The organism is Rhodococcus artemisiae (genome assembly GCF_036327795.1).
In the GTDB taxonomy this organism is placed as follows: domain Bacteria; phylum Actinomycetota; class Actinomycetes; order Mycobacteriales; family Mycobacteriaceae; genus Rhodococcus; species Rhodococcus artemisiae.
In genome coordinates, this window is the sequence record NZ_JAUTXY010000010.1 from 185124 (window position 1) to 198321 (window position 13198).

At 66.1% G+C, this 13198-nt stretch carries 12 protein-coding genes; all 12 read left to right on the forward strand.

Annotation, left to right across the window (positions count from 1 at the left end; translation table 11 throughout):
- Nucleotides 1-91: 91 nt before the first annotated feature.
- The 12 genes from Q7514_RS20925 (at nt 92) to nuoK (ending at nt 13175) form a co-directional block, all read left to right on the forward strand.
- Nucleotides 92-1903: an Hsp70 family protein gene (locus tag Q7514_RS20925; protein WP_330135171.1), complete on the forward strand. Its 1812-nt coding sequence runs from the start codon at nt 92-94 to the stop codon at nt 1901-1903.
- Nucleotides 1904-1987: 84 nt separating this feature from the next.
- Nucleotides 1988-2413, forward strand: coding sequence for an Rv3143 family two-component system response regulator (locus Q7514_RS20930; protein ID WP_330135172.1), 426 nt, complete (start codon nt 1988-1990; stop codon nt 2411-2413).
- A gap of 201 nt (nt 2414-2614) precedes the next feature.
- Nucleotides 2615-2974: an NADH-quinone oxidoreductase subunit A gene (locus tag Q7514_RS20935; protein WP_054720384.1), complete on the forward strand. Its 360-nt coding sequence runs from the start codon at nt 2615-2617 to the stop codon at nt 2972-2974.
- A gap of 85 nt (nt 2975-3059) precedes the next feature.
- Nucleotides 3060-3614 carry a NuoB/complex I 20 kDa subunit family protein gene (locus tag Q7514_RS20940; protein WP_169686654.1) on the forward strand — a complete coding sequence of 185 codons (555 nt, stop codon included), beginning with the start codon at nt 3060-3062 and terminating at the stop codon, nt 3612-3614.
- Nucleotides 3611-4306 carry an NADH-quinone oxidoreductase subunit C gene (locus Q7514_RS20945; RefSeq protein WP_330135173.1) on the forward strand — a complete coding sequence of 232 codons (696 nt, stop codon included), beginning with the start codon at nt 3611-3613 and terminating at the stop codon, nt 4304-4306. The genes Q7514_RS20940 and Q7514_RS20945 overlap by 4 nt, the downstream gene beginning before the upstream one ends.
- 14 nt (nt 4307-4320) lie before the next feature.
- Nucleotides 4321-5622 (forward strand): NADH dehydrogenase (quinone) subunit D, encoded by a 1302-nt coding sequence (gene nuoD, locus Q7514_RS20950; protein ID WP_330135174.1) that lies wholly within the window; start codon nt 4321-4323, stop codon nt 5620-5622.
- Nucleotides 5619-7748, forward strand: a complete 2130-nt coding sequence (nuoF, locus tag Q7514_RS20955) for an NADH-quinone oxidoreductase subunit NuoF (RefSeq protein ID WP_330135175.1) — start codon at nt 5619-5621, stop codon at nt 7746-7748. Before nuoD ends, nuoF begins: the two co-directional genes overlap by 4 nt.
- A complete protein-coding gene (locus Q7514_RS20960) occupies nt 7745-10195 on the forward strand; it encodes an NADH-quinone oxidoreductase subunit G (protein ID WP_330135176.1) in 2451 nt (816 codons plus the stop codon). Before nuoF ends, Q7514_RS20960 begins: the two co-directional genes overlap by 4 nt.
- A complete protein-coding gene (gene nuoH / locus Q7514_RS20965; protein ID WP_330135177.1) occupies nt 10192-11502 on the forward strand; it encodes an NADH-quinone oxidoreductase subunit NuoH in 1311 nt (436 codons plus the stop codon). Before Q7514_RS20960 ends, nuoH begins: the two co-directional genes overlap by 4 nt.
- On the forward strand, nt 11495-12049 hold the full coding sequence (gene nuoI / locus Q7514_RS20970) for an NADH-quinone oxidoreductase subunit NuoI (protein ID WP_330135264.1): 555 nt from the start codon (nt 11495-11497) through the stop codon (nt 12047-12049). Before nuoH ends, nuoI begins: the two co-directional genes overlap by 8 nt.
- Nucleotides 12046-12879 (forward strand): NADH-quinone oxidoreductase subunit J, encoded by an 834-nt coding sequence (locus Q7514_RS20975; protein ID WP_330135178.1) that lies wholly within the window; start codon nt 12046-12048, stop codon nt 12877-12879. The genes nuoI and Q7514_RS20975 overlap by 4 nt, the downstream gene beginning before the upstream one ends.
- Nucleotides 12876-13175 (forward strand): NADH-quinone oxidoreductase subunit NuoK, encoded by a 300-nt coding sequence (gene nuoK / locus Q7514_RS20980; protein ID WP_054719375.1) that lies wholly within the window; start codon nt 12876-12878, stop codon nt 13173-13175. Before Q7514_RS20975 ends, nuoK begins: the two co-directional genes overlap by 4 nt.
- Nucleotides 13176-13198: the final 23 nt, after the last annotated feature.

The following is a 13198-nucleotide window of genomic DNA, read 5'->3' on the forward strand; positions in this document are numbered from 1 at the left end:
GATCGCGCGAGTTTCCGTTGCCTCACGACCCACGGCAACCCGGGCAACGGGAGGGAAGTTCCGTGCGGGTGTGGTACTAGTCTCCTGAACCATGAGTGATGAACGATGGTGGCTCGCGATCGATTTCGGGACGTCGAACACAGCCGCCGCACACACCCGGACAGGCGACGGTTCGATCCATCCGGTGTCGCTCACCCATCGGTCGAACCTGTTGCCCTCGGCGGTGTTCGTACGCGCGGACGGCGATACTCTCACCGGCGACGCCGCCCAGAATGCGGCAGCTCACCACCCGGAGGGCTTCGTACCTGCGCCCAAACGCCTGATCTCGCAGCCGTTCATCCGGACCGGCCACGTGGACCTGACACCGCCACGGATGATCGCGGCCGTGTTGCGCACTGTGATACGCCGGGCGGCGGTACTGCACAACGACGTGCCCCCTGAGCGTGTCGTGCTCACCCACCCCGAAGCGTGGTCGCGTGCCACCGTCGCGGTGCTCGTCGACGCGGCCTCGCGTGCGGGAATCGATCCGTCCACGATCGCCACCGTGTCGGAACCCCGCGCGGCGGCCTACTACTACACCCGCACCGCCCACCTGCCGCCCGGTACGGCGCTCGCCGTGTTCGACTTCGGCGGGGGAACCGCCGACGTCGCGGTACTGCGGATCGCAGCCTCCGGGGTGTTCGACGTCGTGGCCGCGCGAGGCGACAACGCTCTCGGAGGCAAGAACTTCGACGCACTCATCCGACGCTGGGCCCTCGACCACGTGGCCGACCGCGACTCCACCTCACGCGCCGAATTCGCCGACGGGGCGCCCGGAAGCATCGAGGCGATCCGTGCCCTCGACGAGGCCGCCCGCGGCGCCAAGGAAGTGCTCTCCGAGACACCCTCGGCAACGATCGCGGTCATCGGATCCAGATCCCGGACGACTCTGTCGCTGACCCGGCCGGAATTCGATTCGCTGATCACCCCGCAGGTCGAGTCGGCGGTGGACCTCGTCCGAGACACGCTCGCCGATGCCGGTATCACGCCCGGTTCCCTGCACGCCCTCTACCTGACCGGCGGATCGTCGCGGATTCCGCTTGTGCACCAGGAATTGTCGCGGATGGCTCGGGTCGCGACCCTCGACGATCCCAAGACCGTGGTGGCGCAGGGTGCGCTGATCGCTGCGCGGCACATGTTCGCGTCGGACCGTGACGCTGCAACGGATCAGAACCAGGGTGCAGCCCCGAGCCGTGTCGCCGCCCGACAGTCCACCAACCCCGGGGCGGGTCCGAACGTTCCCGAGCCGTCGTCCAGTGCTTCCACGCGCAACACTCGTCGGGGACTGATCGCGGGCGCGGTCGCTGCGCTCGTCGCCGTCGGTGTCGTGATCGCGTGGGTCGGTACGCGAGGCAATTCGGTCGATCCGCAGACGCTCGCCGGTCCATCGACGGGCGTCAGCACAGTGACGGTCGCCCAGGAACCCACGACCGCGCGCGCCCCCACGACGACACCTGTGACCACCAGCACCGCACCCACGACCGCATACGTCACCACGGCGCGGACCACCAGCGCGAGATCGCCGCGGGGAGTCGTCACGGTGGCCAACGCGGACGCGCAGGGATTCGTCGACGAGGTGGGTCCGCGGTGCAACGCGGACAACGAGGCGCTCGGTATCGCACGCACCACGGACTCTCTCATCGTCGTGTGCAGGACCGGCGTCGACCGCCTCTACTACAAGGGGGTCAGGGTCGAGGACGGATCCGGCATCGAGATCGACGACCCGATCGTGGTCGCGGACGGATTCCAGGTCACCAACGCCGGAGTGACCTATCGGTTCGATGACAGTGCCCTGCTCATCACCGAAGGCGGAACGGAACTGGCGCGAGAACCCATGCTCGAATTCTGGTCGGTATACAACTGAGCAGACCGACCGGTTCGGTGCGACACGCCGCGCGAGTCCGTCCGAACGGTCCGGTGACGTCCGTGAGGATCTAGCATCGGGCGCGTGAGTGATGCTGCGAGCCGTCCCGCAACTCTGAAGGTCCTGGTGTACAGCGACGACGTCACTGTGCGCGACCGTGTGCAGGCCGCACTGGGCACGACGCTGCACCCGGACCTCCCGCCGATCGAGTACGTCGAGGTGGCCACAGCAGCCGTAGTCCTCTCGCACCTCGACGCCGGCGGGATCGATCTGGTGATCCTGGACGGCGAAACCGCACCCGCCGGCGGGCTGGGAATTGCCAAGCAGCTCAAGGACGAAATAGACCCGTGCCCGCCCGTCGTCGTCATCATCGGGCGTCCCGACGACAGGTGGCTCGCATCCTGGTCGCGGGCCGAGGCCGTCGTGTCGCACCCGATCGACCCGATGAAGCTCGGCCGCGAGGTCGTCCGGCTCCTGCTGCCCGGCACCGATCCGGCACCCGCACGCTGATCCGATCCGCCGTTTGTCGGGGCGCGAAGACTACTCCACACGGGGAGCCTGAACAGGCGGACACGCCGCGCCGAAGAATGCGTGTCGAATCCTGGACAAGTCCGGCGTCATCGGCACTAGTGTGTGTGCCGTGGCTCACAGGATGTCCGATTGTCCGTCAGTCACACGACCGGGGATCGACGTTCGGAACCGGAGGTGCCGATGAACGTCTACGTGCCGATTCTGGTGCTCGGCGCTGTTGCGCTCGCGTTCGCGCTCTTCTCCGTGGTGGTGGCGAGCATCGCCGGTCCGAGTCGCTACAACCGGGCGAAGCTCGACGCCTACGAGTGCGGCATCGACCCGACGCCGCAGCCCACCGGTGGCGGCAGATTTCCGGTCAAGTACTACCTGACGGCGATGCTGTTCATCATCTTCGACATCGAAATCGTCTTCCTGTACCCGTGGGCGATCCATTTCGATGCACTCGGGGTGTTCGGTCTGCTCGCCATGGGCCTGTTCATGTTCAATGTGTTCGTCGCCTACGCCTATGAATGGAGGCGGGGTGGCCTGACATGGGATTGACCGGATGGGCTCCTCAATGTCCCTCATCAAATAGATTGCGCCCGAATAAGATCCACAATCCTGTCGAAGGTGGTAAGAGTCGGATATGGGTCTCGAAGAGAAGGTCCCGAGCGGATTTCTGCTCAGCACGGTCGAAGTGCTCGCCGGCTTCGCACGTAAAGGGTCGCTGTGGCCCGCCTCGTTCGGTCTCGCGTGTTGCGCCATCGAGATGATGTCGACTGCGGGGGGACGCTTCGACATCGCCCGATTCGGTATGGAGGCCTTCCGAGCCTCGCCGCGTCAAGCGGACGTGATGATCGTTGCCGGACGGGTCAGCCAGAAGATGGCGCCGGCCCTCCGTCAGGTCTACGACCAGATGGTCGAACCGAAATGGGTCCTGTCGATGGGGGTATGCGCATCGTCCGGGGGAATGTTCAACAACTACGCGATCGTGCAGGGCGTCGATCACGTGGTGCCGGTAGACATCTACCTGCCGGGATGTCCACCGCGTCCGGAGATGCTGATCAACGCGATCCTCGCGCTGCACGACAAGATCCAGCACATGCCGCTCGGGGCCAACCGTGAGGAAGCGGTCCGCGCAGCCGAGCAGGCTGCCCTCGCTCAGCGCCCGCTCATCGAGCTGAAGGTGCCGCGCCGATGACCGACGCTCCCACACCCGATTCGGTCCCCGCGGAAGTCATCGCCCAGCGCCGCGGGATGTTCGGCATCCGCGGCAGCGGGGACACCAGCGGCTACGGCCGGTTCGTGCGCCGGATCGCCCTGCCGGGCAGCAGTCCGAGACCGTTCGGTGGTTACCTCGATGACCTCGCAGACCTCCTCGAGGATGTCCTGAACGACGTGGGGCCCGACGGATTCGAGGCCGCTGTGGAGAAGATCGTCGTGTTCCGGGGAGAGATGTCGGTGCACGTGCGCCGCGAGCATCTCCCTTCGATCGCCCGCGCTCTGCGCGACCATCTCGCATTGCGATTCGAACTGTGCCTCGGCGTCAGCGGCGTGCACTACCCCGAGGACACCGGCCGCGAACTGCATGCGGTATATCCGCTGATGTCGATCACCCACAACCGTCGCATCCTCGTCGAGGTCACCGCGCCCGACGCCGATCCTCACATACCGTCGCTCCACACCGTCTACCCGACAACGGACTGGCACGAACGCGAGACCTACGACTTCTTCGGTCTCGTCTTCGACGGGCATCCGTCCCTCACCCGGATCCAGATGCCCGACGACTGGAACGGGCACCCGCAACGCAAGGACTACCCGCTCGGTGGAATCCCCGTCGGGTACAAGGGCGCACAGATTCCGCCACCGGACGAGCGGAGGTCCTACAGTTGACGAACGAGGCTGCGATGGAGTCGGATACAGGCACGACCGTCTACGACGCGGTGGGCCAGGACTGGGACGAGATCAGCGCTGCGGCACGTGCCGCCGGCGAAGACCACATCGTGGTCAACATGGGCCCGCAGCACCCGTCCACCCACGGCGTGCTGCGCCTGATACTCGAGATCGACGGCGAGATGGTGACCGAAGCCCGGTGCGGAATCGGCTATCTACACACCGGAATCGAGAAGAATCTCGAATACCGTAACTGGACGCAGGGCGTCACGTTTGTGACCCGAATGGACTACCTGGCGCCGTTCTTCAACGAGACCGCGTACTGCCTGGGCGTCGAGAGACTCCTCGGTATCACCGATCTGGTACCCGAACGCGCGTCGATCATCCGAGTGATGCTCATGGAGCTCAACCGCATCTCGTCTCACCTGGTGGCCCTCGCGACCGGCGGTATGGAACTCGGCGCCACCACACCGATGCTGTTCGGTTTCCGTGAACGCGAACTCGTGCTCGAGGTGTTCGAGATCGTCACCGGTCTGCGCATGAACCACGCCTACATCAGGCCCGGTGGCCTCGTGCAGGATCTCCCTCCCGAGGCCGTGCCCAAGATCCGCGACCTGCTGAAGCTCATGCCCGGCCGCCTGCGCGACATGGAGCTGCTGCTCAACGACAACCCGATCTGGAAGGCGCGGACCGAGGGAATCGGATACCTCGACCTCACCGGGTGCATGGCGCTCGGCGTCACCGGCCCGATTCTGCGCGCCACCGGGCTGCCGCACGATCTGCGCCGGGCACAACCGTACTGCGGATACGAGAACTACGAATTCGACGTCGTCACCCACACCGGAAACGACTGCTACGGCCGCTACCTGATCCGGGTGAACGAGATGTGGGAGTCGCTGAAAATCGTCGAACAATGCCTCGACCGGCTGCAACCCGGCCCGGTGATGGTGCAGGACAGGAAGATCGCGTGGCCGGCGCAATTGGCGCTCGGCTCCGACGGTCTCGGCAACTCGCTCGAGCACATCCGCACCATCATGGGCACCTCGATGGAAGATCTCATCCATCATTTCAAACTCGTCACCGAAGGCATCCGGGTGCCCGCCGGTCAGGTGTACGTCGCGGTCGAGTCGCCCCGTGGCGAACTCGGAGTGCACATGGTCAGCGACGGCGGTACCCGCCCCTATCGGGTGCACTACCGCGACCCGTCGTTCACGAATCTGCAGGCAGTCGCCGCGATGTGCGAGGGCGGCATGATCTCCGACGTGATCGCCGCGGTCGCCAGCATCGACCCGGTGATGGGAGGAGTGGACAGATGAGCAGCACTGAACACATCGTGCCGGTGGTACCCGGGCAGGCGCCGGCCGAGCCGGTGTTCGTTCCGCTCGGACCGCGGCCGGAGGAAGACACCCGGCTCGTGCGGCCCGGCGATCGCCGCAGCTACCCCGACGATGTCCGTGCCCGCCTCGACGCCGACGCCGCCCAGATCATCGCCCGGTATCCGCAGAGCAGGTCGGCGCTGTTGCCGCTGCTGCATCTCGTCCAGGCCGAGGACAGCTACATCACCCCGGCCGGTATCGAATTCTGCGCCGGCCACCTCGGGCTGACCGGGGCGGAGGTCGCCGCGGTCTCCACGTTCTACACGATGTACCGTCGATCCCCGACAGGCACCTACCACGTCGGTGTGTGCACCAACGCCCTGTGCGCGACCATGGGCGGCGACGACATCTATGCCACGCTCTGCAGCCGACTCGGTGTGGACAACGGCGGCACCACACCCGACGGCGCACTCACGATCGAACACATCGAATGCAACGCCGCGTGCGACTACGCGCCGGTGATGACCGTCAATTGGGAACTGTTCGACAACCGCACCATCGACTCCGCGATCTCCCTCGTCGACGATCTGCTGGCCGGGTCACCACCGGAACCCACGCGCGGTGCACGGCTGCGCACCTTCCGCGACACCGCGCGCCTCCTTGCCGGCTTCCCCGACAACCGTCCCGGGGTACTCGACGCCGGGGGGAGCGCCGGCCCGGCGTCGCTCGTCGGCCTGCACCTCGCTCGCGACAAGCACATGCAGGCGCCTCCCGTGACCGACGGCCCCGTCATGCACGACGAACCACTCGACTCCACCCTGACACCCGTGCTCACCGAGCACTGGGACGAAGACCGGTCCTGGACTCTCGAGGCGTATCGGCGCCACCGCGGATACGACGCACTGCAGGTCGCGCTGCGCAAGGATCCCGATGAGATCATCGACGATGTCAAACAATCCGGCCTGCGCGGACGCGGTGGGGCCGGATTCTCCACCGGCACCAAATGGTCGTTCATTCCACAGGACGACGGCAAACCGCACTACCTCGTCGTCAATGCCGACGAATCGGAACCGGGTACCTGCAAGGACATACCGCTGATGTTCGCGACCCCTCACACGCTCGTCGAAGGGGCCATCATCTCGTCGTACGCGATCCGCGCACAGCACGCCTTCATCTATCTGCGTGGTGAGGCTGTGCCGGTGCTGCGCCGACTGCAGGCCGCCGTCGCCGAAGCCTATGACGCGGGATATCTCGGCCGCGACATCCTCGGATCCGGATTCGACCTCGAACTCGTGGTGCATGCCGGTGCCGGTGCGTACATCTGCGGAGAGGAGACGGCCCTGCTCGATTCCCTCGAAGGCCGCCGCGGGCAGCCACGCCTGCGGCCACCGTTCCCCGCCGTCGCCGGTCTGTATGCGTGCCCGACCGTGGTCAACAACGTCGAATCCATTGCGAACGTGCCGTCGATCATCCGCAACGGCGTCGAGTGGTATCGCTCGATGGGCACCGAGAAATCCCCCGGCTACGCGTTGTTCTCCTTGTCGGGGCATGTGAACAACCCCGGCCAGTACGAGGCCCCGCTCGGCATCACCCTGCGCGAACTACTCGACCTCGCCGGCGGTGTGCGTCCGGGGCACCACCTCAAATTCTGGACACCCGGGGGATCGTCCACGCCGATCTTCACCGATGAACACCTCGATGTCCCACTCGATTACGAGAACGTAGGGGCCGCCGGGTCGATGCTCGGCACCCGCGCACTGCAGATCTTCGACGACACCACGTGCGTCGTCCGCACCGTGCTGCGGTGGACCGAATTCTACGCGCACGAATCGTGCGGCAAATGCACCCCGTGCCGCGAGGGCACGTTCTGGCTCGAGCAGATCCTGCACCGACTCGAGCGCGGAGACGGCACCGAGGCAGATCTCGAGAAGCTGCTCGACATCGCCGACAACATCCTCGGCCGCGCCTTCTGTGCACTCGGCGACGGTGCCACGAGCCCGATCACGTCGTCACTCGCCTACTTCCGCGACGAGTACATCGCACACTTCGAGCACGGGGGGTGCCCGTTCGACCCGCGCCTGGCAGCCCTGTCCGATGTGCGCGCGACCGGAGGGGAGTACGCATGACCGCCGCAGCACAGGCAGGGTCCGGAGACACGGCCCCCGTCGACCTGGTCACCGCGACCATCGACGACACCGACGTGTCCGTCCCCAAGGGGACATTGGTGATCAGGGCCGCCGAGCTCATCGGCATCCAGATCCCCCGGTTCTGCGACCACCCGCTCCTCGACCCGGTCGGGGCATGCCGGCAGTGCCTCGTCGACGTCGAGGGGCAACGCAAGCCGCTCGCCTCGTGCACCACGGTCGTCACCGACGGGATGGTCGTGCGTACGCAGGCCACGTCACCCGTCGCCGACAAGGCACAGCAGGGCGTGATGGAGCTCCTGCTGATCAACCACCCCCTCGACTGCCCGGTGTGCGACAAGGGCGGCGAATGCCCGCTGCAGAACCAGGCGATGTCCAACGGCCGACCCCAGACCCGCTTCGACGACGTCAAACGCACCTACCCCAAGCCGATCGCCATCTCGGCGCAGGTTCTCCTCGACCGGGAACGATGCGTGCTGTGCGCCCGCTGCACCCGCTTCTCCGACCAGATCGCCGGCGACCCTTTCATCGACATGCTCGACCGCGGTGCTCTGCAACAGGTCGGTATCTACACCGAGGAACCGTTCGAATCGTACTTCTCCGGCAACACCGTGCAGGTGTGCCCCGTCGGAGCGCTCACCAGCAGTGCGTACCGATTCCGGGCCCGGCCGTTCGATCTGGTCTCCACCCCGAGCGTGTGCGAACACTGCGCCGGGGGCTGCGCGCAACGCACCGACCACCGTCGTGGATCCGTGATGCGCCGTCTCGCGGGCGACGACCCCGAGGTGAACGAGGAATGGAACTGCGACAAGGGTCGATGGGCGTTCACCTACGCCACCGAACCGGACCGTCTCACCGGTCCGATGATCCGCGACTCCGCAGGGGTGCTGATTCCGGCGTCGTGGCCGGCGGCACTCACCGTTGCCGCACGCGCTCTTGCTGCCGCCCGTGGCCGCACAGGTGTGCTGACCGGCGGGCGCCTCACCTGGGAGGAGTCCTACGCGTACGCAAAATTCGCACGAACTGCGCTCGGCACCAACGACATCGATTTCCGTGCCCGTGCACACACTTCGGAGGAGACCGGGTTCCTAGGTCGCCGGATCGCAGGAACACGGATGTCCGTGACCTACGCCGACCTCGAGAAGGCGCCGGTCGTACTCCTCGCCGGTCTCGAACCTGAAGAGGAATCGCCCCTGATCTTCCTGCGGCTGCGCAAGGCCGTCCGCACACGAGGCACAGCGGTGCTCACGGTGGCGTCGCACGCGAGCCGGGGGCTGCGGAAGATGTCCGGCACGCTCCTCGGGTGTGTTCCCGGCGGCGAAACCGAAGTGCTCGACGACCTGCGCACCGGTGGATATCCGGAACTGAACCGGCAGTTGCAGGGGGACGGCGCGCTCATCCTGGTGGGGGAGAGGCTCGCGACAGCGCCCGGCGCACTGGCCGCCGTCGCACGTCTCGCCGACGAGACCGGCGCGCGCCTCGCGTGGGTGCCCCGCCGTGCGGGCGACCGTGGTGCGCTCGAAGCCGGTGCCTTCCCGACGCTCCTCCCGGGAGGCCGCGCGGTCACCGATCCCGAGGCCCGGCGTGAGGTCGAATCCTTGTGGGGCACAGATTCCGGCACACGATCGATACCGGAGACGCCTGGTCGCGATACCGCGGGAATCCTCGCCGCCGCGGCATCCGGTGACCTCTCCGCGCTGGTGATCGCCGGCGTCGACCTCGCCGACCTACCCGACCCGCACTCCGCTCGCGACGCGCTCGACTCCGCAGCGTTCGTGGTGAGCCTCGAGATCCGGCGCAGCGACATCACCGACCGGGCCGACGTCGTCTTCCCCGTCGCCCCCGTCGTCGAGAAATCCGGGACCTTCCTCGACTGGGAAGGACGTGAGCGGCCGTTCCCCGTCGCGCTGCCCGACACCGGGGCGTTGTCCGATCTGCGCATCCTCGACGCACTTGCCGAGAGCATGGATATCCCGCTCCGCATTCCCGATGTGGCAGCGGCCCGAGCGGAACTCGTCGAATTGGGCCAACAGCGCGGTACCGGCCTCGAGTTCCGCGCGGAGTCGCCGGGAGCGATGCCGGAACCGGGTCTGGGTGAGTCGGTTCTGTCGACGTGGCGGATGCTCCTCGACGCCGGACGCATGCAGGATGGAGAACCGCACCTCGCCGGGACCGCGCGGGCGCCCGTCGCACGCCTGTCCGCCGCGACCGCTGACGAGATCAGTGTGCGCGAGGGCGATCCGCTGACGGTGTCGACGGGGCGCGGCGAGATCACCCTTCCGTTGGTGATCGACACACTCCCGGACCGCGTCGTGTGGATTCCCCTCGACTCTGCGGGAGCGGAAGTGCACGAACACCTCGCCGTCGACGCGGGAGCGATCGTGCGTATCCGCGCCGCCGCGACCGTCGGTGAGGAGGCGCAGCCATGACCGTCGGGACCCCCACCGCCGTCAGCGCGCGCAACGTCGATCTGTCGATGTTCGGCACCGATCCGTGGTGGCTCGTGATCGCGAAGGCCATCGTGATCTTCGCGTTCCTCGTCCTCACCACGCTCGTGTTGATCCTCGCCGAACGCAAGGTCATGGCGTGGATGCAGATGCGTGTCGGACCCGACCGGGTCGGCCCGAAAGGCCTGCTCCAGACCGTCGCAGACGGAATCAAACTCGGTCTCAAGGAAGGCATCACACCCACCGGAGTAGACAAGCCGATCTACCTGCTGGCACCCGTCATTGCGACCGCACCCGCATTCATGGCCTTCGCCGTGATCCCGTTCGGACCCGTGGTGTCGGTGTTCGGGCACCCCACCCCACTGCAGTTGACCGATCTTCCCGTCGCCGTGCTCTACATCCTCGCGGTCACCTCCGTGGGGGTCTACGGCATCGTCCTCGCAGGGTGGGCGTCCGGATCCACCTATCCGCTCCTCGGTGGGCTGCGTTCGACGGCGCAGGTGATCTCTTACGAGATCGCGATGGGCCTGACCTTCGCAGCAGTGTTCCTGCTGTCCGGCACGATGTCGACCTCGGGCATCGTCGCCGCCCAGGACGGTCTGTGGTTCGTCGTGCTGCTGATTCCTTCGTTCCTGATCTATTCGGTGTCGATGGTCGGTGAAACCAACCGTGCACCATTCGATCTCCCCGAAGCCGAAGGCGAACTCGTCGGTGGTTTCCACACCGAGTACTCGTCGCTGCGTTTTGCGATGTTCATGCTCGCCGAGTACGTGAACATGATCACCGTCTCCGCGCTGTTGACCACGATGTTCCTGGGCGGCTGGCACGCGCCGTGGCCGTTCAACATGGGCAGCTGGGCGAACTCCGGTTGGTGGCCGGTGGTGTGGTTCGTCCTCAAGGTGTGGGGGGTGCTGTTCGTCTTCGTGTGGCTGCGCAGTACGCTTCCCCGCCTCCGATACGACCAGTTCATGGCGTTGGGATGGAAACTGCTCATCCCGATTGCCGTGGTCTGGGTGATGGTCGTTGCCGTCGTGAGGCAGCTCGCCGGCGACGAGGTGCTCCCGCAATCGGCGACCCTCGTCGTCGGCGGCGTGGCCCTCACCGCGGTGGTGTTCGCCTACCTGATGATCAGTTCCCGCCGCCGTGATCGAGATCGCCTCGCGCCGCCGCCACCCGCTGCGACCGGCTTCGATCCGATGGCCGGAGGATTCCCGGTTCCGCCGATGCCGGTCCCATCCGCGCAAGCAACATCCAAGGAGGCGAGCGATGCCCGAAAAATCGATGTCTGAACTGCTGGGTCCGCTGGCAGGTTTCGGTGTCACCCTGTCGACGATGTTCAAGAAGCCGAACACTGAGTTCTATCCCGAGGTGAAAACACCCACCGCGCCCCGCTATCACGGCCGGCATCAACTCAACCGCTATGCCGATGGACTCGAAAAATGCATCGGCTGTGAGTTGTGTGCCTGGGCATGCCCCGCCGATGCGATCTTCGTCGAGGGCGCCGACAACACCGAGACCGAACGCTACTCGCCGGGCGAAAGGTACGGCCAGGACTACCAGATCAACTATCTTCGCTGCATCGGGTGCGGCCTGTGTATCGAAGCGTGCCCGACCCGCGCGCTGACCATGATCAACGATTACGAGATGGTCGACGACAACCGCACCGACCTGATTTACACGAAAGACCGGTTGCTCGCACCACTCGAACCCGGAATGGAGGCCCCACCGCATCCGATGGCGCCGGGAGCGACCGACGACGACTACTACCGCGGTACCGTGCCGGGGTCCGATGGTCCCCGAAGCAGAGCCGACGGTGGCGAGGAGCAGGCGTCGTGACCGCCGCCGTGCTCGCGGCCGACGCGACGTCGACCGGTGAGGCGGTGCAGTTCTGGATTCTCGGCACCGTTGCGGTGATCGGGGCGCTCGGCGTCGTGGGAGCAGCGAAAGCGGTCTATTCCGCGATTTTCCTCGCCATGACCATGATCGTGCTCGCCATCTTCTACATCGCGCAGGGTGCGCTGTTCCTCGGCGTCGTCCAGGTGGTCGTCTACACGGGTGCCGTCATGATGCTGTTCCTGTTCGTGCTCATGCTGGTCGGCATCGACTCGTCCGACTCACTCGTGGAAACTCTGCGGGCGCAACGTGTACTCGCCATCGTGGTCGGACTCGGATTCGGGATCCTGCTCATCGGCGGTCTCGGTAACGCTGCGACCACAGCAGTGGTCGGTCTCGACGACGCGAACGCGGCGGGCAATGTCGAGGCGCTCGCCGAACTGCTCTTCCTCGACTACGTGTGGGCATTCGAACTCACCGGCGCCCTCCTGATCACCGCAACGGTCGGCGCGATGGTGCTCGCACACCGCGAACGCGTCCGGCCTCGGGAAACGCAACGGGAACTCGCGGAGCGCCGGTTCCGAGAGGGCGGTCGGGTCACCCCGCTGCCCTCGCCCGGCGTATATGCGCGGCACAACTCGGCCGACGTCCCGGCCCTGTTGCCCGACGGTTCCTTCTCCGACGAGTCCGTCGGCCCACTGCTGCAACGGATCGGCCGCGACTGGGGACCGTCGGATCTGGGAGTTCCCGGGCCGGCGGAACCTCGTGACGCCGCAGACGCGAAGGCGGACGGCCCAGCGCCGACGACCACAGGAAAGGAGGATCGGGTGTGAACCCGGAGAATTACCTGTATCTGTCGGCACTGCTGTTCACAATCGGTGCATCCGGAGTGTTGCTGAGGCGCAACGCGATCGTCGTGTTCATGAGCATCGAGTTGATGCTCAACGCCGCCAATCTGGCATTCGTCACGTTCGCCCGGATGCACGGGAACCTGCACGGCCAGGTCTTTGCGTTCTTCACGATGGTCGTCGCTGCCGCAGAAGTGGTGGTGGGACTTGCGATCATCGTCACGATCTTCCGGAGCCGCCGTTCGGCGTCCGTCGACAACGCCAACCTCCTCAAGTACTGACCGTCAGGACGGTGAGTGTGACT